The sequence below is a fragment of the Neobacillus sp. 204 genome (assembly GCF_046562815.1).
In the GTDB taxonomy this organism is placed as follows: domain Bacteria; phylum Bacillota; class Bacilli; order Bacillales; family Cytobacillaceae; genus Neobacillus.
On the sequence record NZ_JBJORY010000003.1, the window covers coordinates 290,089 to 316,885 of the forward strand.

A 26,797-nucleotide genomic window follows, 5' to 3' on the forward strand; every position below is an offset into this window, starting at 1 on the left:
TAGACTCAAGGCCTCAATTCGTTCCTTTCATATTTAGCAGCTGATTAAACCATATTTGACATAAGTAATATACCGCATAGGCTGAGAAACTGCCGATGATGAAAATCGTAACGGGATAGAAATAGAACAGAGAAGTCCCCGCCCCAACAATAATTAATAAAAGAATTGTTAAGACTGGATTCATAAGGGAAAAGAAAAAGGCATTTCGAATAATGTTCTTCCAGCTTAGTTCAAAATGGACCATAATTGGAAAAAGATAAATGGAGATCGCACTAAACAACATAATGCCAATGATTAAGATGATATAAAATATAAGTTGGACAACAGAGACTCCTGGATGAATGAGCCGATAATCAAAGAATAAAAAGAGGGCAAGTATACCCCAAAATATTGATAGGATAAAGCTTTGTTTAAAATTCTCCTTAAATACTTTAAAAAAGCCCTTCCATATACCCTCTGTTTCTTTTTGTAATATTCGTTTGCGGACAACGCCAAACATGGCTGCTGTTGCAGGAAAAAAGGTTATTAAGGGGAGCGAAGTAATGACCCATAGTAAATTTAAAAGAAATAAATCTACCATTGTATTCAAGGTATTAAATAATCTGTTGTTTAAACCATTCATTAATTTCATTCCCCCTATTACCTTTCACTACATTATCGCCAAGTAGATTTTAACAAATAAAGCTCTAACGAGTGTAACTTAACTTTTCCATTTTTTACATAGAGCTCCAATTGCTTATTTTCTTGATTTGGGAAGATCAAGTCCGTTATGACCGACTTTCCATCATTTCCAAATAACTCTACAGACGACTGGTCAATAAAAACATGTAAGGTGATTTTATTATTTTCTGGTAGTAAATAGCACTCATGTTTTCCTGCGAAGGCCTCATGGAAAGCAGCCTCTCCCGAATTTGTTCGATCTACAAATAATGTTTGGTTTACTACGTCAAATCCGATAATTGTTTCTTCATTGGCGCCCTTGCAAACCTTGAACCCAAATTCCGCTGCGGTTCCAATTTCAAACTCGGCAATGATTTCGAATGTGTTACTATTCACATTTTCTAAAAGATTTTTACCGGGTACAACCACTTCGTTTTGAATTAATATTTTTTCATCACGAATATCTTGTAACTCATGAACCGGGCTTTGTACAAGTCGAATCCCTTCTTCGGTTTTCTTAAGCTCAAGAACTCTAGGAATCGTCATCGCACTTCGCCATTCTATTGTAGGAGTAAAATTTGCATATTGCCAGTTACTCATCCAGCCAATATAAATCCTTCTTCCGTCTTCATCTGGAACATCGGACCAGCTAACGCCCGCATAATTATCGCGTCCATGATCAATCCAAAGGGTCTTTTCTGGTTCGTAATGGTTGAAAAATGTTTTACCATCAAAATTGCCAATAAAATATTGGGTTCTGGACCCTTCTTCATATTTTGGATTATTGCCAATGCTGACAAATAGCACCCATTTTTTCTGATTGGAATCCCCATCAACAGGTAATTCAAAAAGGTCGGGACACTCCCAGACACCCTGATGTGAGCCATGGCCTTCTCCAAATTCACTCGTAAACTCCCATGATAGTAAATTTTTCGAAGTGTATATTCTAACGGTTTGACCTGCGGCTAATACCATGATCCATTGATTTGTTTCACGGTGCCAGAACACTTTTGGATCACGAAAATCTGTTATACTTTCTTCTTGCAGAACAGGGTTCCCCTGATATTTTATCCATGTACGCCCATTGTCTTTGCTATAGGCAAGACTCTGCCTTTGTCGTGGACGAATAGAATCAGGGTATGTATCCGCATGGGTGAAAATTGCCACTAACCCTGATTTCCCTTCAAAGAAACCGCTTGTGTCGTTCCAATCCACGACTGCACTACCCGAAAAAATCGTTCCATGCTCATCGGGAGCCAAACCAATTGGGAGGTGTTCCCAGTGAATAAGATCTTTACTTACCGCATGTCCCCAATGCATGGGACCCCATGTTGTTCCATTGGGATGATATTGATAAAATAAGTGATATTCCCCGTTATAAAACACCATCCCATTTGGGTCATTCATCCATTGACGCTCTGGAGTGAAGTGATAATGTGGACGGTATTTTTCGGAATAATATTGTTGTTTTTCTAAGACGTTGTTGTTCATTTTTCCGTTCTTCCTTTCTTCCATTTAGGAATTCTTTTTTAAAAACCTTTCAACTTGCTCGATAGTTGGAATACTGGGAATTCCACCTTTTCCTTCTGTCGTTAGGGCACCAACTGCATTAGCAAAAGTAACCATTTCTTCAAATTCTGATGCAGTTAAATGAGCTAACGGTTTTTTCCTTTCAAGGATTTGATATAATACACCGCCAACAAAGGCATCTCCCGCTCCCGTTGTATCGACAACGTTTACTTGATACCCTTTTTTACTGGCATATCCTTGTATGTTTCGGTAAAAACAGCCTACTGGCCCTAAAGTGACAAATATTACAGCTGTACCAAATTGTTCCTGTAAAACTTCCGTGCCCTTTATGACATCACGATAACCGGTTAAAAATTCCAGTTCCTCTTCTGAAATTTTAACGATGTCAGCATATTCAAATCCCTTTAAAATCTGCCGCTTTGCTTCATCAAGTGACCTCCACAAAGGAGTTCGCAAATTCGGATCATAGGAAATCGTTACATTATGCTTTTTTGCATATTCCAATGCGGTAATAGTGGCAGTGGCTGCAGGTTCATTTGTTAACGATAAAGAACCGAAATGAAAGATACGGGACTGTTTGATTGTATCTTCATCAATTTCATTTTTCTCCAGCATGATATCGGCTCCTGGATTTCGATAAAAACTAAAGGAACGATCCCCTTTTTCATCTAAATGAACAAAAGCTAGTGTTGTATTGACTGTTTTCGAGAATAAAAGATTGCTTGTATCAATCTTTTGGTCTTCTAAGACACCCTTGAGAATAAGACCAAATTGATCGTGCCCCACTTTTCCGATAAATGCCGTTTTCTTATTTAATCTGGAGAGTGCCACAAGGACATTGGCCGGTGCCCCGCCAGGGTTTGTTTCAAATAATACATGGCCCTTTTCCGAATGACCGGAAGGTGTGAAATCAATTAAAACTTCTCCTAAAGCCGTGACATCAAACATGTACATCATCCTATTTTGTATTTTTAAAAAAAAGCCAGACAGCAACGGGGTCTGGCTTTATGTCAGGATTATTGTTTGTTATAGCGGTCTAATCCTTTTTGGTAAACTTTCATTAATTTATTAAGACCCATATCATTTAATTGCTTCACATACGCAGCCCATTCCTTCTCAATTCCTCCCTCGATCAACCATTGAGCTTCTTTTTGCTTCACAAAAGCTTTAATTTCAGGCTCAATCGTATTAATCACTTCAAGCTCTTCAGGGCTAAAGAAGATGGATGGATAGCTTTCTTTTACCATATGTGGTTTATAATACTGGTCAAGAATTTGTAATCTTTCCTTTGCTCTTGGCTCCATGTCTACTACTTTACCAAAGTGCTCCTTTAAGACTACAAAGGGACCGCCCGGAGCAACCTTTTGACGTAATTCACCCATTGCTACGCCTGCTGGAAGCTCTTTATTCACTAACATGCCATTCGCATCTTCCTCGTAAATTTCACCGATTGGGCCCCAGTTGATTTGAGCAGACATTTTTGGCTCATACAATTGGTCAACCCAGCGCATCGTAATCTCAGGATTTTTGTTCGCTGAGGTAATCACAAAGGCATCTCTTCCATACTCAGAATAGTTTGAACGCCCGATGACAATTTTGCCATCTTTCCCTTTTAATGGAGGCATCACCACGTAATCCTTCACACGATCCGGTCCTACTACTTCCGTATTTTCCCACCAAATGAAAGAGCCAAGTGTTGGATTCTGCGTTTTCCCTTTTGCAAAAAGCTGCTCTGTCTTTTGGGTGACAACCTCAGGGTCAATCAACCCTTCTTTTACCCAGCCGTTATAATACTTAATCGCTTCCTTAAATTCCGGCTGAATCGCTGCATAAATAACTTTTCCATCTCTGACGATACGGTGATCGGCTTCAAATGGTGCATCCGGCAGCCCGAATAATCCAATTAAATCTCCTTCATTCCCGCACCAGCCGTTATACCAGAAAGTCAACCCAATTTCATCTTTCTTACCGTTTCCGTTCGGATCCTTTTCTTTAAATGCTTTTAACACATCATGGTATTCCTCTAATGTTGTCGGCATTTTTAGGCCAAGCTTATCTATCCATGCTTTGTTGATGAACATAATATTTGGCATACCGATTAGATCCATTTCCTCAGCACGCGGAAGGGAATAAATATGCCCATCTGGTGCGGTTACAACCTTTTTCAACTCTGGTCTCTCTTCAAATAGTTTCTTTAAATTTGGTGCATATTCGTCAATTAAATCCTCTAATGGGATAATGGTACCATTCTGACCATTTTGGACAAGATCATTATCGGAAAAGCCTGACGCATAGAAAGCATCTGGCAGGTCGCCGCTTGCCAGCATTAAGTTTTTCTTTTCTTGATATCCATCACCCGGGATATTATTCCATTTAATTTGAACGTTTGTTGCTTTTTGAAGTCGGTCAAAAATCACCATTTTGGAATAGTCGGGTGCTAGAGCTGCCTTTGGTGAAACAATGTTTAGCGTTACTTGTTTGTCGACAATAGGTAAACCTGTTTTATGAAAGGCAGCATCTGCTTTTTTATCGGAACTAGCTGAATCATTGTTTGAGCAGCCAGTTAATGCTAATGAAGCACTTAATCCTAAAACCAACGCCATTGCCATGCTCTTTTTCTTGTTTTTCTGGACATTTTTCCTGATTGATCGAATCATTTGTTTTTCCCCCTCTAGGATATTAATTGGATGGTAAACAATCAATTACGTCTACCATCACCCCCTAATGCAGATCATTACTATTAACCTTTAATTCCGCCAATCATAACACCTTTTACAAAGTACTTCTGGACAAATGGATAGACGATTAAAAGCGGGATGGAAGCTACAATAATGACACCGTACTTAATTAGCTCAGACACTCTTTGTTTTGCTGCTAAGGAGTCCAAATCACTGATCATCATCGTCGAGGCCTGATTTTGAATTAAGATATTTCGTAAAATTAATTGCAATGGATATAAGTTTTCATTATTCAAATAGATTAACGCATCAAAATAGGAGTTCCAGTGCCCCACTGCATAAAATAGGACCATAACAGCCACAATCGGTTTTGATAAAGGAAGGACAATCTTCGAGAAAAATTTCACATCCGAGCATCCATCTATTCGTGCTGCTTCTAATAACTCATTAGGAATAGAGGACTCAAAAAACGTTTTGGCCACAATGACGTTCCATACCGCAACAGCTTTTGGAAGGATTAGGGCCCACATAGTGTTAAGCAAACCAAGATTCTTAACAACCAGGTATGTAGGAATTAATCCGCCTGAGAAAAACATCGTCATGAGGAATAAAAACATAATCACATTTCTTCCATATAAATCTTTTCTTGATAATGCATAGGCAGCCATTAAGGTAAAAGAAACGTTTACAATCGTACCAACCACCGTATAGATGATGGAGTTCTTATAGCCCAGCCAAATCTTGCTGTCTCCAAAGATTCGCTGATACCCTTCAAAGGTCAGCTCTTTCGGCAATAACCATACTTTTCCTTCGTAAATCATGTTTGGGTCACTGATCGAGGCAATTACAATAAAGTACAATGGATAGACTACCAATAGTAAGATGATCGCGACCAGAAAAAAGTTAATAATATCAAAGACCTTATCTTCCTTCGATTTTCTTGTCATTCTCTTATTCTTTAAAGTTAATATACTCATTTATGCTGCACCTCCTTGCTACCATAATCCTGTTCCCGATAATTTTTTTGCAAACTTATTTACTAAGACTAATAAAACTAAGTTAATCACTGAATTAAACAATCCTACTGCGGCAGCAAAACTATATTGCGCCTGCTGTAACCCCATCTTATAAACATAGGTTGGGATAATCTCTGCTGCCGGCTGGTTCATTGGTGTTTGTAGCAGGTAAGCCTTTTCAAAACCAATATTCATAATGTTACCAACGTTAAGAATTAATAGAATAACAGCCGTTGGCATAATCGCTGGAATATCCACATGAAAAATCCGCTGCCACTTATTTGCTCCATCCATTACCGCAGCCTCATGAAGTTCAGGGCTGACTCCTGCAAGCGCTGCTAGATATATAATCGCAGCCCATCCGGTTTCTTGCCAAACGCCTGAGGCAATATATAATGGTTTAAACCAATCAGGTTTTGCCATAAACGAAATCGGATCGCCGCCAAAAATCAGGATTAAGTTATTAATAAGCCCATTGTTTGAAAAGAAGACATAAATCATACCCGCTAAAACAACTACTGATATAAAATGCGGCGCATAAACAACTGTTTGAACAAAACGTTTGTACTTATCACTTCTAATTTGATTCATCATGAGAGCTAGAAAAATTGGAAGCGGAAAACCAACGATTAGTTGTATAACGCTAAGACCAAGAGTATTTTTAATCAGGCTCCAAAATTGATAGGAATCGAAAAATCGTTCAAAATGTTTAAACCCAACCCACGGACTTCCCATAATTCCTTTTGTTGCAACAAAATCTTTAAATGCAATTAATATTCCATACATCGGGACATAATGGAAAACAATAAAATAAACTAAAGCGGGTAAAAGAAATAAATAGAGCTGATAATTACTCAAGATTTTTTTTAGTTTTGATGCTTTTCTTACTTGGATGGGTGAATCGATGATCGGATTTGCCTTCCTTGCCACTTCCATATTCTTGCCTCACTTTCAATTTAGTTATATTAATTGAAACGTTTCCAATTGAAGTTAAAAAAATTATTTTGCTAAGTAGTTTTATTTGATAAAGGATTTGGTTAAAATCTTTTGCTCAATTGTTTTTATTGAAACGTTTCCAATAAAGACTAAAAAACGGGACTTAACTGAGCCGTTTCTCTCAATCTTACATCATGGAGATTCAATAAAACGCTTCCAATGATGAGTTAAAAAATTTGACACAGCTAAGTCGTTTCCCCTTCTCTGTACATAACAGGCAGTCTGTAAATCTGTTGCTCCAATGTTTCACCTTCAATTTTTTTTAATAGAAGTTGAACAGACATTCTTGCCATTTCCTCAACCGGCTGCCGGATCGTTGATAGAATTGGATGAAACAGCTTATTATCCTGAATTCCATCATATCCGATTACTTTTACATCCTCTGGAGTCCGCAAGCCATATTGTTTAGCTTTATCGATATATTTGGCGGCAAGCAGATCGGTATTGGCAAATATCCCGTCCACATCCTGATGTTCTTTTATTTTAAAGAAATTTTCGAAATATTTTTCATCATTAAAAACAGCATCAAGCTCCTCGTAAATGATATATTCGATACCTTGAGCCTCTGCTTCATCGATAAATCCTTTTTTCCGAAGTTCAACCTCACTATATACGTCACTATAGGTTGCAAGATATGCGGCTTTTTTAGTTCCCGCATTCACAAGCTCTCTTACGGCAATGCGGCCGCCAGTGTAGTTATCCGAGGTTACGCATGTGATTTTTTTTCCAAAATGGCGGTCAATGCTGATAATCGGAATATCAGTACTCACACTATCTTCGATGTCATTGTAAGTGATTCCAATAATGCCTGCTACTTTATTCTGATTGAGCATATCTAAATAATAAAGCTCTTTGTCGGGTCTGCCCCCACTATTGCAAAGCATCAATTTATACCCTTCTCGGTCAAGCTCATCTTCGATATAATAGGCGAGCTCTGAGAAAAATGGATGCCATACACTCGGAAGCAACAGCGCAACCATTGTTGATTTTTGCATTTTAAAATTTCTTGCCACTTCGTTTGGAATATAATTTAATTGTTTGATCGCTGCATTCACTTTCTCCCGGGTTTCAGGCTTTACAGTTGGATGATTGTTTATGACTCGTGAAACTGTGCCAACCCCAACTCCTGCCAGTTCTGCAACATCTTTAATGCTTGGCACTACCACTACCTCCAGTAATAAAGCGATTTCATACACTTATAATATTATCGCTTTGGAAACGTTTCATCGTTTCCATACACCTATAATATCACCCCTTTGGAAACGTTTCAATATTTTTTTATAGAAAAAATAAATTAATTTTCAGATTACTTTTTCAAGATAGAATGTATTTTTTTCAATATGTTTTACATGTTCCGGGGCATTTCCCATGGCAATTCCTAGTCCGGCAAATTCCTTGTATAAATTGATATGGATTCCTCACCATAAATAAAGACTCCGTCCCAAAAACGGAGTCTTTACATCACTTCTATTATCATAATTGATCTTAGTTCCTTGAATCTACATAATCAGGATAATCAGTTATAATTCCGTCCACCTTCATATTTAAAAGAAATTCAGCCGCTTCATGGCTGCGAACAGTCCAGGATTGAATTTTCATACCGTTTGCGTGTACTTGATTAACTAATTCTTCCGTCACAATTCCGTAGCTTGGGTTAAAGTAATCAGCGTAGGCAGCAAATTCCTGCAATGCTTGTTCGGTTGTGTCTGCACGATTTGATGTCAGGACACCAATGGGCACTTTCGGCAGCAGGCTATTTGTTTTCTTCATGGATTCAAAATTAAAAGATTGAATAATGATTTTTTCATTTTGCGGCTTATCCAGGTTTCGTTCTTTTAATTCTTGAGCTACCATTTCTTCTATTCCAGGATAAAGTTCAGGTGACTTTAATTCTATTAAAATACCAACTTTCCCGTGATATCGATCAAGTACTTCATCAAATGTAGGGATTTTTTCTCCTTTAAATTGTTCCCCTTTCCAGCTGCCTGCATCAAGACTTCTGATCTGGTTAAACGTTAAGTCTTTAATATTCCCCGTACCATCTGTTGTTCGATCAACATTTGTATCGTGAATAATGACTAATTTGCCATCTCTGCTTCTTTGAACATCAATTTCAATATAATCGGCTTTCATTTCTACACCTTTATCAAAAGCAGCAATGGTGTTTTCAGGCGCATAAGCGGATGCACCGCGGTGGGCAACCGTATCCATTTGACGTAATTCCCCAGTTGTTTCTGCTGCGAAAGCCTGCTGAAACGGACTAAATAATAAATTAAAAGCAAGGCCCGTTCCCAATAAAGTTGTTTTATTCATTTTTCCTCATCTCCCCTATTATGTGTGCTACAAGGAAAATTGTATTAAAAAAATGTTGAGTCACTATGTTATTAACATTTAGACATCGTTAATGTAATGTAAAAAAGTATAGAGAAATGTTCATTCCTTAATTTACAAAAAAGCAGTTCTTTTTCCTTATGTTAATATAAAAAAAGAACAGAAACCGGTTATCGGCTCTGCTCATTTTTGTTTAAGATAGGATTCACGGTATTCATTCGGGGTAATGCCCTCAACCTTTTTAAATACTTTTCGAAAATATTTGTCGTCTTGATAGCCTATCATATTCGCGATTTCATAGATTTTTAATTGGCTGTTTTTTAATAAAGATTTAGCCTTCTTCATCCGAAACTTCACAATATAATCAGAGATGTTCACGTTAAATTCTTGTTTGAATTTTCTCGAGATATATTCTCGACTGATATAAAATTGCTCTGAAATCTCTTGCAGCTTTACATCCCGGTCGAAGTTTGCTTGCAGGTACTTTTCAATATCATAAATAATATTACTTTGTTTCTGAAGAGTGCCTTTCTTTACTTTTTTCAAAAAGATAGCAATCTCTCGTATCTTCCTTTGTTTGTAATCTTCCAGCCTAAAGTTCCCGCTTTCATCAAAAAATAAATCAATTCGCTTTTCGATATCCTCTGCTGCTAAAACAGGAAGATGATACTGTTTAAACCAACGATTGCTGATGACCAAATATTCATTTTCTAAATGGCTCAGCTGTTTTAATGATAGAAAGTGGTCTTTTGTAAAATCAGACTCGATTTGGTGGATTACTTCAACAAAGGCGCCAATCTCTCCGGCTTGTACAGCCATTTCTATATGGGATGAGTAGTCCATAAGATTTCTTAATGGATGACTGTGAAGATTCCCCTGCACATAGACGTGATTTTCTAACTCAGCTAAGATATTACGATTAAGTAATAACTGTTTGGCATGCAGATAGGAATCCTTTAAGCTTGCGTTCTTATTCACTACATTCCCTAAAACAATTGGACAGGAGATATTCATCGTCTCTCTTAGCATCTCATAGATTCGTTTTAATAGTCCCTCGATCTGCTCAAACTTATTCCAAAAGATAATGACCACTTCACCTTTATTGGATAAATAACGGAATCCAATTCCACATTCATTTTCCATCATGATTTCATTAATAACGTTCAGAATCGTAAAATAGGCTAAATCCCGATCACCTTGAAATGCCTCAATGGTCTTCCCGGTAATCCGCACAAGGGCTACTTGATAATTGGAAGAGGAATGAATTCCATAACCCTCATACAAGTCCTCCTGCAGATTGTCACTATTGAGCAGTTTGGTAAGTTTTCGGTCCCGATAAACTGGTTTCATTTCATTGATCAATTGCGAGCTGTTTTCTTTTCTTTCCCTGTCTAATGCTTCTTTTTTCCATTCTTTAACGGCTGTTTCCAAGGTATGATTTAAGATTTCAGGATCAATCGGCTTTAAGAGATAATCAGAACTTCCGAAATGAATCGCTTTACGCATGTAGTGGTAATCATCGTACCCTGTCACAACGATGGTTTTGCTGGTAGACTGATTTTCTTTTATCCATTCTAAAAGTGAAACACCATCCATTTTTGGCATTTTCATATCTGAAAAAATAATCTCTGGCTTATACTTTTGGATGAGGTGAATCGCTTCTTCCCCATTACTCGCTTCATAAATTTCACTTATTCCGTTTTGTTCCCAAGCACCCAATATCTTAATTCCTTCACGAACGTGCTTTTCATCATCGACGATTAATGCTTTCATGAATGCCCCACCTCTTTTTGGATATCCTTTGGAAATTGAATGGTAACAGTAAATCCACATCCTTCATGACTATTAATCGTCATTTGTGCCTGGTTAGTGTAATAGATCTGTAGGCGGTCATAAATATTTTTTAACCCAATGGTTTCTCTTTGCTTTTCTTCTCTAGATACACCATGTATTAATTCCTGCCTGATTCTGTCCAACTGTTCAACATTTACACCTATTCCATTGTCTTTTACCGTAATGCATACAAGCCCATCCTCTAGCAGCCTACCGTCAATCTGAATGGATGCTTTTTCAATTTTCTGCTCGAAGCCATGCTTAAAACAATTTTCCACAATAGGCTGCAAAATCATTTTCGGTATATATATTTCTTGGACTTCCTTTGAGACAGTTAATTCAAATTCAAACTGCTCGTCAAAACGTTGTTTTTGTAATAATAAATAAGCTTTCACATGCATCAACTCTGAAATAACAGGGACAATGTCTTCCTTCATATTCATACTGTATCGCATGATTTTCGATAAAGAAGTGAGTAAGGTATAGACTGGAACAGCTTTAGATTTTAACGCTAGGGTCCCGATCGATTGAAGGGCATTATATAAGAAATGCGGGTTAATTTGCGAACGCAGTACTCTCAGCTGCGATTCTTTATTTTCGATATCCAGTTTATATTCTCGCTCAATTAAATCATTGATTTTGGCGATCATTAATTTGAAATGCCTTCCTAACATCCCCATTTCATCGTTTCCTAATGATTCAAAATCCGCCTCGAATGCACCTTGTTCTACTTTTTTCATATTATCAATTAATACTTTAATCGGTGCCGTGATCTTAAAGGAAACAAACATCGTGGCGATCAACACAAACACAAGCGTCACAATCCCAATCATAATATTGATTAGTGCTGTTTCCCTAGCACCTTGATAGAGTACATGGTAGGGAATGCGTTTTACAATATACCAATTCTTATAGGGAGCGGAAAATTTATCATAGACAATCACACCTGCGAATTGCTTATCCTTCCATTCCGTACTTTTACTTGAAGCCGTTTCCTTCTTTACAAACCCAAACCACTGTTCTTTATTTTCCTTGCCAATCATAGATTCATTGGAGGAATAAATAATTACCCCTTTTTCATCCATAATATACAGGTCCTCCATATCCTTCGTAAATAATCGGCTGGCTATGGCACTTATTTTTGAAAGATTAATATCAATCGATAAAAAGCCTAAGAGCTTGTCTGAAGGAACGTCACGAAGAATATTATGAAAGCTTAGGACATTTTTCTTTTCGGAATTGGGAATGACTGAAATATTGTTATAACTATACATTTCATGTGGTGGTTCGATGAGTGAAAATCCTTCAGATCTTGTTAACCTGGAATAGTAGGGATGTGAAAAAATACTATAATATTTCCCCCTTCCGCTGATTCTTGAATGATAATTCGTATACGAATCTTTTCCTTTATCAATATAGAGATGCATTTGTTCAATCTCAGGACGCGTATTAAATAAATAGGCAAGGGCACGGCGAACTTCTTCCTGATTTGCATTTAAATTCGGTAATAGACCATCCCTCATCACGTTCATAAAGGGAGTATATCGATAAAGTACGGAAGACATCTGGGCCACATCTTCTAAATAAACTGTTAGTTCTTCTTCGCCTTTGACAATTAGATCATGATTGGTCGAAACAAAACGGTTATTGAGAGATGTCGTTGTTTGATAATATGTAATCGCGATCGAGCTTCCAAAAGGCAGGACCGTTACCAGCATTAAAAATATAATGAGCTTTTTACGAATACCCCACTGCATATCATCTTGGTTAGTTTAGAATGAACTAACCTTCCTCCCATTCATGAATTTTCTCTATTGTAACAACATTCTTATTCTATTCAAAGGGCATTTATTGACTTGTCTATTGTCAGGACTGTTCAATATATTCCACCCTACTGGTCAATGTAAGCCGTTTCATAATTTTCAGGATTCTCTAAAATGAAGATATGGAGGTGCAGGTCATGAATAGCCAAAGTAAGTTGGAAAAAGTTGAAGCCTCAGTCATAGTTGTTCAAAAGAACGCAAAGGTTTCAAAGTCAGTTTCTTTAAATAAACACAAGAAACTGAAAGATGCAGGGTTATTTGCTTTATTTGTGGGGCCCGTTTTGTTAGCCTTTACGATTATTGTTCTGATTCCTTTTTTCACAGGTATTTATTATGCCTTTACAGACTGGAACGGGATCACTGGGGCGGTCAAATGGGTGGGCTTGGACAATTTTAAGTACATCTTTACCGAGGATAAGCAATTTCAAGCTTCCTTCAAACTTACCACGAAATATACGGTTGTTGCCATTATCTTAACAAATGCAATTGGGTTTGGTTTAGCGTTACTTGTTACTCAAATGCTAAAAACGAGAAATATTTTACGTACAGTTTTCTTCATGCCAAACTTGATTGGCGGCCTTTTATTAGGTTTTATCTGGCAGTTTATTTTTGTAAAGGGCTTTGCCTCGATTGGAGAGTTAACTGGAATCCCAATTTTTGAACAAGCTTGGTTAGGGGATGCCAATACGGCATTCTGGGGAATTGTAATTGTCAGTGTTTGGCAGGGTGCAGGCTACATCATGATTATCTATATCGCTGCATTGCAAAACGTTCCTCAAGAATTAATTGAAGCAGCCAAAATTGACGGTGCAAATAGGTGGCAGATTCTTCGCCATATCACCATGCCGCTCGTCGCACCAGCCGTAACGATTTGTTTATTTTTAACAACAGCCTCATCCTTTAAGGTCTTTGATGCAAACCTTTCGTTGACGAATGGCGGTCCATTCAAATCAACTGAAATGTTAGCGCTTAATATTTATACAGAGGCATTTGTGAATAACCGCTACGGAATTGGTGAAGCAAAGGCATTAATTTTCTTCCTTGTAGTTGCAGCGATTACAGTCCTTCAGGTAACCATTTCGAAGAAGAAGGAGGTTGAATCCTAATGGGAAACAGGTACACAGGAAAAACCTTTGTTGTTGAAATCCTTGCTATCCTGCTCGGACTCGTCTTTTTAGTCCCTTTCTATTATGTAATCTCAAACTCCTTGAAACCGTTCGCAGATATATTATCTAACACATCGGCCTTGCCGAAGGTTTTGGAGTTTCAAAACTATGTGAGTGCTTTCGATAAATTGAATTATCTTAAAGTATTTTCAAACTCACTGATCGTAACAGTTGTCAGTAATGTAGTTCTAGTCATCTTCTGTTCGATGGCAGCATATATGCTTGTCAGAACCAGAAAGAAAATTAGCCATGTGATTTTCATGATATTTGTAGCAGCGATGATTATTCCGTTTCAATCGATCATGATCCCGCTAATCAAAACAGCCAGTACCTTTGGACTTTTAAACAGTGTATGGGGTCTCGTTGTCATGTACCTGGGCTTTGGCTCTGGGATGACCATTTTCTTATATCACGGGTTTATCAAAGGGATCCCGGTCGAACTTGAAGAGGCAGCTATCATCGACGGCTGTTCCAGGTTTGGCGTATTTTGGAGAATTGTTTTTCCATTATTAAAACCGATTACGGTAACAATCGTTATTTTAAACAGCTTATGGATTTGGAATGACTTTTTATTACCATCACTCGTACTTCAGGATCCGGAGTTAAAAACGATTCCATTAGCAACGTTCTCTTTCTTTGGACAGTATACAAAGCAATGGGATTTGGCATTAGCAGCATTGGTTATGGGCATTATTCCATTATTAATCTTCTTCTTTGCCATGCAAAAACACATTATTAAAGGGATTACTAGTGGCTCTATAAAGTGATTTATACGTAGGGTACAACCTCTGCTGTCTGCATGACAGATAGCAGAGATAATTATAGAATAGATTTATATACCAGGAGGGAAAATTAATGGGGATCAAAAAGTATTCTTTACTTGCAGGTGTACTATCCGCTTCACTACTATTAGCTACAGCTTGTTCTAGCGACAGTGCATCTACTGATAAAAAAAGTGGTAGCAAAGATGGGAAAGTAGTTGTCGACCTTTTTAACGGAAAGGTTGAAATCGCTGATCAATTGAAAGCGTTAACAGACCAATATACAAAAGAACATCCCGACGTTACCTTTAATATTGAAACGGTCGGCGGCGGTGCCGATGGATCGGCAGCCTTAAAAGCAAAGTTTGCTTCTAACAAAGCACCTGATATCTTTGGTAATGGCGGATATCAAGAAGCACAAACATGGAAGGATAAATTTGAAGATTTATCTGATCAGCCTTGGGTAAAAGATGCTTATGAAAATGCCTTAAAGCCGATGACAATCGATGGAAAAATTTATGGACAGCCTGTAAATATGGAAGGCTATGGCTTTGCATACAATAAGAAACTATTTGAAAAAGCTGGTATTACAGAATTACCAAAAACATTCACAGAGTTAGAAGCTGCATCGAAAAAACTAAAATCTGCCGGAATTACTCCTTTCTCAGTTGGCTATGCAGAATGGTGGGTTTTAGCAAACCATGGTCTTAACGTTCCGTTCGCCTACCAACAAGCAGACGACGAAAATTATATCAAAGGTTTAAACGAAGGAACTGGTAAAATTGTAGGCAACAAGTACTTCGATGACTACTTCAAGCTTGTCGACTTAACGATTAAATATGGTAATAAAAATCCATTAACAACTGACTACAATACCGAAGTAACTCAATTTGCCAACGGCGAAACGGCAATGATTCAGCAAGGTAACTGGATTCAGCCTATGCTTGATAAACTAAATCCAGGCATGGAAGTGGGCTTCATTCCAATGGCTCTTACTGATGATGCAGCTCAAGCTGATAAATTAATGGTTGACGTTCCAACTAACTGGGTAATTCATAACAAGGCACCAGAAGCAGATAAAAAGGCAGCAAAAGATTTCTTAAACTGGATGGTTACATCTGAAGAAGGGAAATCAGCATTAGTTAAAGAGTTCAAGTATATCCCTGCCTTTAAAACAATTGAAGCAAAAGCGGAAGATATTGGACCTCTAGGTGCCGAACTTCAGAAATATTCTCAAGAAGGCAAAACTTATTCTTGGCAGTTCATGAAGTATCCTGATGGTGCTGGTCAAGAATTTGGGGCATCTCTTCAAGCATATGTAGGTGGCCAAAAATCTAAAGCTGAAACAGAAAAGGCTCTTGATGCGACTTGGGCTAAGTTAAAGAAATAGTATTTAAATCAAAAGCTCCTCTCAATCTGAGAAGAGCTTTTTGTCCATTTTATTATTATTCACGATCCGGGCTATTAACCATAATTCCAGCGACTTGCGTTAAACGGTCATAAAAAGCCTGGCCAGCAGGTTGTTGATCAAGTCCAATTTCTTCAAATGCCTCTTTCATACAGCGAAGCCAGCATTTAGCTCTGCTTGGCGTGACTTCAAATGGGAGATGCCTCCCTCTCATTGCCGGCGGTCCAAATTCCTGGCTGTACAGGGCAGGACCCCCTAAAAATTGTGGGAGAAACATCCGCTGCTTACGCTTAATTTCTTCCATATCCCCTTCGAACAATGGCCTTAATTCTGGGTCCGCATATACACGTGGATAAAACGCATTTACTAGTTTATCAATTGTTTCCTGCCCGCCAATTTCGGCATATAACGTCTTAAATTTGTAGTCCAATTTCGTCACCATCCACCTTTTATTTTTTTCCCTATTTTTGATTATTATAGAGATAAAGCGGAAGGCTTTTTGTGATTTAAATCACTTTAAATCACAAAATACAAAAGTTTCCATCACCTAAGTAAAGAATCAGAGCACAACTCCTATCAAGGAGCCACTAATTCCACTTTGATTCGATCGGGATCTTCAAAAAAAACAGCGTAATGAGAATCCCCGCCTGCAAATGGATGTTTATCCTTATAAAGAATGCTTATTCCTTTTTCCTTCAATTTTCTTGTAATTTGATCAACCTGTTCTCTGGATGCGGCATGAAAAGCTAAATGGTTCAGGCCAACTCGTGAGCGGTGGTACGAGACATCCATAAATCGTTCTTCAGCCTGGACAAAAACAAGATAGGTTTCTCCATGTTTCCAACTGATGCCAGAATCCCATTTTTGGTAAGGGTTGTATCCTAATTCCGTTAAAAACCAATCCCATAATTTAATAGATTTACTGAGGTTGGAAACATAGATTTCTAAATGGTGCAGCATCGCTTTTATCTCCTTATCGACTTACCTAATTTTCCCTAATTCCTCTATAAACGCTGGCCGGCGCTTGTACTTTTTTGTTGTTCGGTATCTCCAAGCAATTCATAGGCTTGATATCGGTATTCCCGCCACTTATGAACAAGGCCTCGATATTCAGTATCTGCTTGTTCTCCATCCAAACAAAGTTGAATCACTTTCTTGTATTTACCTTTACTTAGTTCATTCGATGCCTTTTTACGAAATTCACCTTCTGCTTCTTTCTCAAATTCAAACATTGTGATATTTGAATCTAAATACTAAGTGATAATCCACATAAAAATCGCACCCTAATTTAAAGATTACCTATTTGCTAGTCCTGCTGACTAACTTAACTAAATTAACATAAGCCTTGTTGACCTTAAGGATAATTTGTTGTTAAAAAAGCAGCTAAATTTTTGCTCTTTTGTTTTCTTTCTTTGCGCACTCTTGCTCGCTCTGGTGCGGTCTCATGCAATTTTTTCTCTTCTTCTGTTTCCGGAATAACCTGTGGAACATCTGTTGGACGTTTATGTTCATCAAGTGCGACAAATGTTAATAGAGCTGTTGCTGCAATTGTACGTTTTCCGCTTTTTAAATCTTCAGCAATAATTTTTACAAAAACCTCCATAGACGATGTCCCTGTCCATGTCACATATGATTCAAAACAGACCGAATCTGTTGTACGAACAGGATATAAGAAGTCAACTGAATCAGTTGAAGCAGTTACACATTCCCTGCGACTATGGCGAGCCGCAGAAACAGACGCTACCTGGTCCACATCACTCATTAATTTTCCTCCAAATAATGTATTGTGATTGTTTACGTCATTTGGAAATACACGACTTGTTCGTATAACTCGTGATTCTTTACAATATTTTGCTTCCATATATATACTCCCCTATTGAACTACTGGCACAATCTTCTACGAAATAACTTTAATTTGAGTCCACCCTATAAAGCTCTTAGTCTTCTAATAATTAAGTTTCTGGATCTTACAAATAACTAGTTGACAGTGCCAAGAAACTAACGATTTCTTTTTCCATCCCCATCCAGTGATCGTAGGAAAGAGCAATATACATGTTTGATTTTATGCATACCGAGAATCCCCCCTTGTAGGCTTTTTAAGATGTTCAATGAATCATAGTTCAATCATTTTTGCTATGGCAAATCCGGTGCCTGAAATCATGCCTGAAATTGCAATGGAAGCTGGAGCACTCGTCGTCGGAACAGGTCGTTCTGATTTTCCAAATCAGGTCAATAACGTACTAGCATTCCCTGGTATTTTCCGCGGTGCTTTGGACGTTTACGCCAAAGAAATCAACGAAGAAATGAAACTGGCAGCCGTTTATGCGATTGCCGGATTAATTGCAGATGAAGATCTTCACGCTAATTATGTTATTCCAGATCCATTTGACCGTAGAGTGGCGGCTCATGTAGCAGAAGCCGTTGCTAACGCTGCAATGGAAACAGGTGTTTCGCAAAAGCTTGTTAATGCGGAAAAAGTGAAAGAGCGCTTATTAGCGTTGGCAGATGAAAAACGACCTGCTTTAGTATGATCCAGTCCTAATTAACGATAAACTAAGATCTCATAATATTCGTAAGGGTACATATTGACGAACAAGTAAAAAGCCTGTATCCAATTAGGATCAGGCTTTTTTGCTTCTTAAAATCAGTATCATTTTAATTGCCTTAATGTTGAATGACAATAAAGTTGTTTAAAAACGCCAGTCATGTTATTCCATTAAAAGGGCCAGATTGTTGAAGAGGGGATTGTGAATATTTTTTTTATTTTTAATGATTTTAGTGGACTATCTGAGACTAGAGTAGATTAATTGTGGTGAACCATACCATAAATTACAAATTTCTTTATCAAAATTAAAAGTCATACATGGGCTGATACTTGTCCCTACTGTTTTGGCTTTTCAAATACTTGAATAGCCAGCAGGGCAAATGACTTCATCATTTTCTTTATCATACTGAATGGGTCATCTTTAACGAAACGGTGCTTGTCCTCTTGCAATTGATTATTTTTCCTTTTAAAACAAAGATCACCAATTAAACATTAAACTTTACAAAAAAAGCCCCGAAATGTTTAATTTCTGGGCTTTACTTCTTATAAGAACAATTTTGTTAGTTATGAATATGATTTACCACCAATTACAAGGAATAAATCAATAAAAAGAACTGATGTCAAAATATCAGTTCCTTAGTATATTTTTTTCTATATTTGTGTGTTATATGGGAGGAAAATTATACTGGAAACTAAAAGAGCAGTCCCTACTGAACCTTCCCTTTATACTTTCTTCCCTCATTATGCTCTTGGTTATTCTTTTCTGACATTCGTCTTTGATATGCTTTCGTTTCCGCATTCACATGGTTTGCGTCATTTTGGTCATTCTTTTTAGAACCTCCTGCACCATTACTCATATTTACTCACCTCCCGCAACAGCTTATCATACGTTTGTAGCTTACTCTTGCCCACAAATTTTATACGCCGCATCTGGATGTAATAAACTATGCAAATTCCACTTAAAACATTTAAAAATACATTTATATAAATTTATATAGCTAGTAATAATGAAAAAGTATTCCCCATTAAGCCTTTTCTTCCTTGAGTAAAGGCTCCTTTTTTGACGAGTTTCTTCTATAATAAATGGTAGCTTTTAGTCGACCGAAAGCTGTGCCATTTTGCAAAGTCAGATCAATTCCCTCACGCTGCCGTTTTCGAATTCGATCCATTTCTTCTTCCGCCATCCAAGAAAGAATCTACAAAACAAGATCTGCAATAAAGGTTCCTAAACTATCCTTAAATTGAGTAGTATCTAGCAACGGCATATCTAACACCACAATGTCTGCCTGAATGTTCTTCGTGATATCATTCCTTTCCTGTAAAATTTCTTCTTTTTTCGGTCCAAAACGATCCAAGGAATAGATGTATAACACATCTCCTTTTATCAACTCGTTTAAGCAACTGATATTGCGTTCGATTGAAATCTTTTCCACTTTGTTTGTCCATGAAATGAGCTGATGTCGTAAATGTGGAAAACCTTATGTTAATCGGCGAAAATTAAGTTAGGCAATTGCTGCTATCATTCTTAAAGAATGACTTTTAAGAAAAGTAAAGAACCTACCGGGGTTTCACCTGCTACAATATACATGGAATTGAATAAAGTAGGGAAACCTTTCTCAAGGCTTCCCTACTTTATTCATAATTAGTAAATGAAGCTTTTTGGAATCTACGCCTTTAATGTTAATTGATTTTTTCGATATAGCTCTTCGACAAACGCACGTGCTTTTTCGAAGGCCTCCTCCGGACCATTGGCGACTTCTGCAAGATAGGCCTCATCTGGTAATTGATCGTCTATACCAGGTATCTTAATACGGTCCCCATAGCTGTTAATCGCACCATGCTCACGCATATGGTTGATACAATTGAAAAGGGGCTGCCAATACTCAGCATGGACAAAAATGGCCTTGGTTCGATGTCTTCGAAGGTGATTGGTTTGAATTTTTGATAGGGTTTCGTAAACTTCCCATGCCGTACCAAATCCTCCAGGCCAGAACAGGATGACATGGGAATAATTAATGAGAACACCCTCCCTGATTGAGAAATTATTCATTCTCAGCCGCTGATTCGAGGTGACAGAGTATGTATCCTTTAAATTGAAAAAGTTGTCAATACCAAATTGACAGTCGATCCCAATGACATGGGCATCCTGGTTTCTTGCTCCTTGGGCTGCTGCCCGCATGATTCCAGGACCTCCGCCTGTACAAAGTGGTACATAACATCCTCCTAGTGCCTTTTCCTGTTGATTTGCAGAATAATGTCCCCATAACTCCCCGAACTTAAAAGCAGAATCCCAATACTTTGAACTTTTTTCAATGATTCTTTTATGGCGGTCCATCCTGAGCTTTGTCATTTCCAATTTGTGCTGAAGCAGCTTCCTGCAGAATTGGTCCTCTTGATTCTCCAGCTGATCCTTAATTTTCTTTTCATCGGTACTTAGGATATCTAACTTTTCCTCTGCAATTTTTTTGCACGATATAGTTCCGGAACCCATCAGTGTAATAACTCCATACTTTGCTTCATAACTAAATAAAAGCTCTGCTGCATAGATGTCAGCCACGCTTTCTTCCGTAACGAGAGCCCTGTCATTCGGTACAAAACATACTTTGGTTCCGACCACATGAAAGGAAGCCATGCAAGTTTCATTTGAATAATCCTTCCAAATCATAATAAAGCCGTCTTCGTCTACATTATAGGTATCCACATCACCATTTTCATTGATATTACTGATGGAAAGACTATAGTTATTTGTTTTTGATTGTAACCTCGGATCAAATGTAATTGGCTCCTCAAACGTAATCTTTGCCACATTCTCATCCGTCTTCTCAATCCACCAACCCGTACCTGATCCCTTCCATTGGTTTGTAGCGGGCTCATAAAAGATCGTGCCATACAATTCAATTTCATTCATCTAGGAACAACCTTCCTTTTCTCGATTCATTTCTTTTACGGATTACACGCTTGCATGTCATATTGGATTTGTCCAGTATTTTCCTTTTGTTAGTTTGACTAAGCTTTTCATTATTATTCAGTATTGGGCACAAATTGAAAGTATAGAATATGTGAGACCTGGAGATCAAGTGATGGTGACAAATATAATAGTCGAAAAACGAATGGATTAAGTGTGAAAGACATTGTGAATCTCAATGATGTGCCTAAAGCAACTTTATATGTGGATAAAAGCAGACGGAAACCCAAACATTGAAATAACATTGCTTTATGTTAAACCTGGTCAAGAAGAAAAAGCGGATGCGATGGAAACGATTAGTTGGGATTAATGTTAATTTGCATGCGAAATGGGTTGAAAAAGACATCAGGAGGAATAGCACGTTGGAAACAAGAGAACTTCTTACTCCAACTCAGAGAAAACGGCTCTATGAAATGCCTGAACACATGGACAAGCGGGAATTGGCTTGTTACTACACCTTTTCTGACTTCCTACATGGGGTAGCACCAGCGAAGCTGTCACTACCCGTAATAAGGATGCAAAATATTTTCTATCTCCGAAACCCTTTCTTCAATTGGAATTTGTTCCATCATATCCAATTTAAAATGCCATATGGGTTTACGTGGCTATAGATAAGTGGGCTTAATGCTCTCAAGTCTTCAGGTGTCATCATATCCATAATGTCTTTTGGAACTTCCTCATTTTCTGTAACTTGATGGATTTCACCATTAAGGTCAAATGTAAAAACACCCTGTTGTACAACGTTCTCGAACGCCTTACGTTTTGTATCATCTAATAATCGAGCATATGTCATTGTCATTTCTGGTGATGCATGAGCTAATAGCTCTTGTACAGTTAAAATATCTGCTCCTCCATTTAACATCTTAATTGCGTAGGTGTGTCTGAACTGATTGGTTTTAAAATGAAAAATATTTCCTGTTTCATCAATGATATTCTTTTTGATCGCTAGTTCGTTAAGTTGTTTTTGTATCCAACTCTGACCAAACGGCTTTCCCTTACGGGAACCTTGGTAACAAACGAAAATATATTTATTAGGATTGTTATCATCATTACTGCGTTCCTTGGAATTGTGAATGGGTATTTTTGCATATCCCCCCGAAAAGGTTTATTATGAAAAATCCCCCTGAGATGTAAAAGGTTCAGGAGGGATTTCGTAATATTTGATTGAGGGATAGAGCTACTGTTTTTAAAATTTTGTTCATCGATTTTTTTTCACAACCGCGCCCTTTTATTGAATAAGAATTTTCTTCAAATAGACTTAAAAAAATTTTGATCAACTACATCGTTTCTCTCTCTGTACACAACAGATTCGGTAAATCTCTTGCTCCAGTGTTTCACCCTCAATTTTTCTTAGAAGCAGTCTTAAAGACTTTCTTTCCCTTTCTTCGACAGACTGTCGGATCGTTGGAAGAATCGGGTGAAACAGCTTATTATCTTGAATTCCATCATACAAAGGTTTAACCAATTGAATTATATCTATGAACTGACGGACTTCTCATGTACTCGCTGTGATTGATATAGCTTCCAATAGTAGCCCTTCCTTCGAATTAGTTCATCATGCGACCCTTCTTCCATAATTCTACCTTTATCAATAAATAGAATACGGGTTGCATTTTGAATCGTAGAAAGCCGGTGGGCGATAATAAACGATGTTCTGCCTTCCAATAACGTCTCTAGACCTTTCTGCAAGGCAAGCTCAGTTTCCGTATCAATCGACGAAGTGGCTTCATCCAGGATTAATATTTTTGGATCGGCTAATAGGGCTCTGGCAAAGGAAATCAACTGTCTCTGTCCAGTAGAAAGCCTTGTCCCTCTTTCATTCACCTCGGTTTGATATCCGTCCTCCAATCGGGTGATAAAGGGGTGAGCCTGTACCGCTTTTGCAGCCTCCATCACTTCTTCTTGCGTCGCATCCAGCCGGCCATAGCGGATATTATCCATGATCGTACCTGAAAAAATAAACGGGTCTTGAAGCATCACTCCCATTTGTTTCCGAAGGGATGGAATCGTTACCGTCTTAATGTCGATACCGTCAATTTCAATTTTTCCGCTGTCAAGATCATAAAAACGGCTAATCAAACTGACAATCGTGGTCTTCCCTGATCCGGTTGCGCCTACAAGTGCGATCGTTTCACCCGAATTTACCTTGAAATTAATGTTGTTAAGGATTTTGGACTCTCCTTCATATCCAAAAACGACATTCTTAAACTCAACATTTCCTTCGATGGTTGGAAGATTAGCAGCATCCGGATTACTACTTACACTAGGCTCTTCATCCATCATTTCAAAGATTCGTTCCAAATAAGCCATCGCATTTATGATGGCATTGTAAAAGTTCCCAATGTTCGAAATCGGCATCCAAAACATCCCTATATACCCAACAAATGCAACCAATGCTCCAACCGTGACTCCGTGACCAATCATCGATATGCCAAGAATGTAGATAAATGAAACTGTTAAAACGGAGATATTTTCAATCGAAGGCCATAGAAGAAATTGTATTTTCACTGCCTTCATCCAGGAATGGCGATAATTGCTCGATACATCGCCAAAAATGCGTTTATTTTCTTCTTCTCGGGAAAAGGCTTGTGTAACCTTAATACCGTTAATGCTTTCATGAATATAAGCATTCATATTTGATTGCTTGTTACTTAAATTTTGCCAAGCTTTTCTCTGAGCATTTTTAATAAAAAAGATCACCGCTGACAGTACTGGAAAACCAGCCATCGCATAAAGCGTCAGCTTTATATCAATCGAAAACATGAAGCCGAGAATGACAATAAGGCTTAACAGATCGGTAATCAAGTTAATGATTCCATTTTGAAAGCAAATCACTTAATGAATTGACATAGTTCACGACTCTTACCAGGATTTTCCCATGCGGCCTGCTGTCATAAAAAGAGAAAGATAGTTTTTGCAGGTGAGTAAACAAATCTTTCCTTATATTTTGGATGATACTTTGCCCGATCTCCGACATCATTCGAATCCTGAATTTCATGCAGATTCCGGTCAGAACCAGGGCGATTACGTAAATACCTGCAAGAATGAATAATCCCCTTGTATCTTTATTTGGTATTTTCACGTCGATGGCTTGTTGAATCAAATACGGCCCGATTAAGCTTGCACCACTCGCGACCAGCATCATCAAAACGGTAAAAAGGATCACTTTTTGGTGAGGTTCAATATACACCAATAACCGTTTAAAATGACTAAGGCGAAATGGGGACTCCAGCTCCTCATCGACATCAAATTTATTCCTTGCCATTTAGATAGATCACTTCCTTACCATGTGGCTGTTCATCAAAATTCCCATATTGGTTTTTAAACACGTTATAGTAGTACCCTTTTTTCTTAACAAGCTCTTCGTGCTTGCCTCTTTCAATAATCCTCCCATTTTCCATGACAAGGATCAAATCCGCCTCTTTAACAGAACTAATACGATGGGCAATAATGAAACAGGTCTTTCCCTGATGGATAGACTTCAACGTTTTTTGGATGCGCAGTTCGGTTTCCATATCGACACTTGAAGTGGTATCATCCAGGATTAGAATCGAAGGATTTTTCAGAATTGCCCGTGCCAAAGCAATCCGCTGCTTTTGTCCACCGGAAAGACCTACCCCCCGTTCCCCAACAATCGTATCGTAACCATCAGGCAGCTCGCTAATAAAATCGTGCGCCTCTGCCATTTTGGCAGCTTCCTGAACGGATTCAATCGACGCTTCAGGATGGCCATAAGCGATATTGCCCTCAATCGTATCGGAAAAAAGAAAAATATCCTGCATGACCATGGCCATGGCTGCCCGTAATTTGTGGATATCCCATTCTTTCACATTGATCCCATCCACTCTTACTTCCCCGCTGTCCGCATCATAAAATCTGCAAAGAAGGTTCACTAATGTTGATTTTCCGGCACCTGTCGGACCGATAATGCCAACGGTCTGGCCCGGAATGACTTTAAAGGTAATTTCTTTCAATACCGGCTCGTCACCATAACGAAAGCTAACATGATTGAAATCAACAAATCCTTTGAAATTTTTCACGTTCAATCCATTGACAGGATTGGTTATTTTAGGTTCTGTATGTAACAATTCCTCCACTTTTTCAGCAGAAGCAATAAACCTCTGTACATCATTGATCAGCCAGCCGGCCATACGCATTGGATTATTTAGCGCCCATATCAAGGAATTAAACGTGACTAATTCTCCAAGAGAAATAGATTCATTAACTACCATCATCCCGCCAACCACGATCATAACCACTGTTAATACCCCTGCCAGTGAATCCAGTACAGGCATGTATTTTCCCCATACTCTTGCCGAGTGAAGATTTTTTTCCTTGAAAGCATCATTTTCTAATGAAAATTTTTCGATTTCATAGGCCTCCTTGGCAAAAGCTTTTACCACGCGATTGCCGCTAATATTTTCCTGGACCACTGAATTCAGCCTGGCAAACTGTTCCCGAATCGCAGAAAAAGTCGGCTTAACCCTGTAGGTTAGTCGAAAAGCAAAGAAACCAATAATTGGTGTTACTGCAACCATGGCCAACGCTAAAGGAGGATGAATATAGAACATAAACCCAATGGCAAACAGTAAAATGGTGATATTTTCAAAAATGTTATAAATAACCCAAGAGATAAAATGTCTGACCGCTTCCAAGTCCCCGGTCATCCGGGCCATGACATCACCCGTTTTGGTTCGATCATAAAAACTAAAATCCAATTGGTGAAGCCGATCATACAACTGTTCTCTTACCCTAAAGATGACATTTTGTGATATTCTCTCGAAGAGTAATTGATAATTATAACGAATGACAGTCTTAATCACAGTAACGCCTATCATCAATCCCAAAAAGGGCCATAATAAATGAATCTGATGTCCATAAATAACCTTATCGATGATTTTTCCGGCAATATAGGGATTAAACATATTTAGTACCGAAACAACCAGTGCTAGAGAAAGTCCAATGAATAATTGAACTCGGTAATTCCGCATATATCGCCATATCCAATGCATGCTTTGCAAGTTCTTCTCCTCCCCTTTAAAGCATAAGGAGAACAGCCTTCTTTTAATGAGAATAGCTGTTCAT

The 26,797-nt window shown here is 38.1% G+C and carries 20 protein-coding genes and 4 pseudogenes; 4 read left to right on the forward strand and 20 right to left on the reverse strand.

Going from position 1 to position 26,797, the window contains the following annotated elements; translation table 11 throughout:
• Window positions 1-13 precede the first annotated feature (13 nt).
• The 10 genes from ACJ004_RS08575 to ACJ004_RS08620 form a co-directional block, all read right to left on the reverse strand.
• Window positions 14-622, reverse strand: coding sequence for a YesL family protein (locus tag ACJ004_RS08575; protein WP_410892493.1), 609 nt, complete (start codon window positions 620-622; stop codon window positions 14-16).
• Window positions 623-654: 32 nt separating this feature from the next.
• Window positions 655-2,175 (reverse strand): glycoside hydrolase family 32 protein, encoded by a 1,521-nt coding sequence (locus ACJ004_RS08580; protein WP_410892494.1) that lies wholly within the window; start codon window positions 2,173-2,175, stop codon window positions 655-657.
• Entirely contained in the window at window positions 2,176-3,138 is a 963-nt protein-coding gene (locus ACJ004_RS08585; protein ID WP_410892495.1) for a PfkB family carbohydrate kinase, read from the reverse strand. It lies immediately after the preceding gene.
• A 68-nt stretch (window positions 3,139-3,206) separates the two neighbouring features.
• Window positions 3,207-4,847 carry an ABC transporter substrate-binding protein gene (locus ACJ004_RS08590; protein ID WP_410892496.1) on the reverse strand — a complete coding sequence of 547 codons (1,641 nt, stop codon included), beginning with the start codon at window positions 4,845-4,847 and terminating at the stop codon, window positions 3,207-3,209.
• 83 nt (window positions 4,848-4,930) lie between these two features.
• Complete coding sequence (locus ACJ004_RS08595) at window positions 4,931-5,845, reverse strand: carbohydrate ABC transporter permease (RefSeq protein ID WP_410892497.1); 915 nt, start codon at window positions 5,843-5,845, stop codon at window positions 4,931-4,933.
• A gap of 18 nt (window positions 5,846-5,863) precedes the next feature.
• Window positions 5,864-6,820, reverse strand: a complete 957-nt coding sequence (locus ACJ004_RS08600) for an ABC transporter permease (RefSeq protein ID WP_410892498.1) — start codon at window positions 6,818-6,820, stop codon at window positions 5,864-5,866.
• A gap of 245 nt (window positions 6,821-7,065) precedes the next feature.
• Window positions 7,066-8,040 carry a LacI family DNA-binding transcriptional regulator gene (locus ACJ004_RS08605; protein ID WP_410892499.1) on the reverse strand — a complete coding sequence of 325 codons (975 nt, stop codon included), beginning with the start codon at window positions 8,038-8,040 and terminating at the stop codon, window positions 7,066-7,068.
• Between the two features lie 325 nt (window positions 8,041-8,365).
• Entirely contained in the window at window positions 8,366-9,193 is an 828-nt protein-coding gene (locus tag ACJ004_RS08610; RefSeq protein WP_410892500.1) for a glycerophosphodiester phosphodiesterase, read from the reverse strand.
• Window positions 9,194-9,394: 201 nt separating this feature from the next.
• A complete protein-coding gene (locus ACJ004_RS08615; protein WP_410892501.1) occupies window positions 9,395-10,984 on the reverse strand; it encodes a response regulator transcription factor in 1,590 nt (529 codons plus the stop codon).
• Window positions 10,981-12,801, reverse strand: coding sequence for a sensor histidine kinase (locus ACJ004_RS08620; RefSeq protein ID WP_410892502.1), 1,821 nt, complete (start codon window positions 12,799-12,801; stop codon window positions 10,981-10,983). Before ACJ004_RS08620 ends, ACJ004_RS08615 begins: the two co-directional genes overlap by 4 nt.
• Before the next feature lie 203 nt (window positions 12,802-13,004).
• On the opposite strand from ACJ004_RS08620, the gene ACJ004_RS08625 reads away from it, so the two are divergent.
• The 3 genes from ACJ004_RS08625 to ACJ004_RS08635 all read left to right on the forward strand — a co-directional run bounded on the left by ACJ004_RS08625 (window position 13,005) and on the right by ACJ004_RS08635 (window position 16,184).
• On the forward strand, window positions 13,005-13,973 hold the full coding sequence (locus tag ACJ004_RS08625; RefSeq protein WP_410892503.1) for a carbohydrate ABC transporter permease: 969 nt from the start codon (window positions 13,005-13,007) through the stop codon (window positions 13,971-13,973).
• Window positions 13,973-14,800 (forward strand): carbohydrate ABC transporter permease, encoded by an 828-nt coding sequence (locus ACJ004_RS08630; RefSeq protein WP_410892504.1) that lies wholly within the window; start codon window positions 13,973-13,975, stop codon window positions 14,798-14,800. The genes ACJ004_RS08625 and ACJ004_RS08630 overlap by 1 nt, the downstream gene beginning before the upstream one ends.
• 88 nt (window positions 14,801-14,888) lie before the next feature.
• Window positions 14,889-16,184 (forward strand): ABC transporter substrate-binding protein, encoded by a 1,296-nt coding sequence (locus ACJ004_RS08635; RefSeq protein ID WP_410892505.1) that lies wholly within the window; start codon window positions 14,889-14,891, stop codon window positions 16,182-16,184.
• 55 nt (window positions 16,185-16,239) lie between these two features.
• Here the strand turns inward: ACJ004_RS08635 and ACJ004_RS08640 are convergent, their stop codons facing one another.
• The 4 genes from ACJ004_RS08640 to ACJ004_RS08655 all read right to left on the reverse strand — a co-directional run bounded on the left by ACJ004_RS08640 (window position 16,240) and on the right by ACJ004_RS08655 (window position 18,063).
• A complete protein-coding gene (locus ACJ004_RS08640) occupies window positions 16,240-16,644 on the reverse strand; it encodes a globin domain-containing protein (RefSeq protein ID WP_410892506.1) in 405 nt (134 codons plus the stop codon).
• A gap of 134 nt (window positions 16,645-16,778) precedes the next feature.
• Window positions 16,779-17,162, reverse strand: a complete 384-nt coding sequence (locus ACJ004_RS08645; protein WP_410892507.1) for a VOC family protein — start codon at window positions 17,160-17,162, stop codon at window positions 16,779-16,781.
• Window positions 17,163-17,206: 44 nt separating this feature from the next.
• Window positions 17,207-17,434 (reverse strand): hypothetical protein, encoded by a 228-nt coding sequence (locus tag ACJ004_RS08650; RefSeq protein ID WP_410892508.1) that lies wholly within the window; start codon window positions 17,432-17,434, stop codon window positions 17,207-17,209.
• Between the two features lie 122 nt (window positions 17,435-17,556).
• A complete protein-coding gene (locus tag ACJ004_RS08655; RefSeq protein ID WP_410892509.1) occupies window positions 17,557-18,063 on the reverse strand; it encodes an acyl-CoA thioesterase in 507 nt (168 codons plus the stop codon).
• A gap of 244 nt (window positions 18,064-18,307) precedes the next feature.
• On the opposite strand from ACJ004_RS08655, the pseudogene ystJ reads away from it, so the two are divergent.
• Window positions 18,308-18,733 (forward strand): annotated as a pseudogene (ystJ, locus tag ACJ004_RS08660) (NADP-dependent malic enzyme); the annotation flags it as partial.
• Between the two features lie 721 nt (window positions 18,734-19,454).
• Here the strand turns inward: ystJ and ACJ004_RS08665 are convergent.
• The 6 genes and pseudogenes from ACJ004_RS08665 to ACJ004_RS08690 form a co-directional block, all read right to left on the reverse strand.
• Window positions 19,455-19,604, reverse strand: a complete 150-nt coding sequence (locus ACJ004_RS08665; protein ID WP_410892510.1) for a hypothetical protein — start codon at window positions 19,602-19,604, stop codon at window positions 19,455-19,457.
• 225 nt (window positions 19,605-19,829) lie between these two features.
• Window positions 19,830-20,193, reverse strand: a pseudogene (locus tag ACJ004_RS08670) (recombinase family protein); the annotation flags it as partial.
• 220 nt (window positions 20,194-20,413) lie between these two features.
• Window positions 20,414-21,655 carry an LOG family protein gene (locus tag ACJ004_RS08675; protein ID WP_410892511.1) on the reverse strand — a complete coding sequence of 414 codons (1,242 nt, stop codon included), beginning with the start codon at window positions 21,653-21,655 and terminating at the stop codon, window positions 20,414-20,416.
• 643 nt (window positions 21,656-22,298) lie between these two features.
• A pseudogene (locus tag ACJ004_RS08680) lies at window positions 22,299-22,787 on the reverse strand (tyrosine-type recombinase/integrase); the annotation flags it as partial.
• 401 nt (window positions 22,788-23,188) lie between these two features.
• Window positions 23,189-24,977 (reverse strand): annotated as a pseudogene (locus tag ACJ004_RS08685) (ABC transporter ATP-binding protein).
• The gene (locus ACJ004_RS08690) at window positions 24,964-26,733 is read right to left on the reverse strand and encodes an ABC transporter ATP-binding protein (protein ID WP_410892512.1); all 1,770 of its coding nucleotides are present in this window, start codon (window positions 26,731-26,733) and stop codon (window positions 24,964-24,966) included. Before ACJ004_RS08690 ends, ACJ004_RS08685 begins: the two are co-directional and overlap by 14 nt.
• Window positions 26,734-26,797 lie beyond the last annotated feature (64 nt).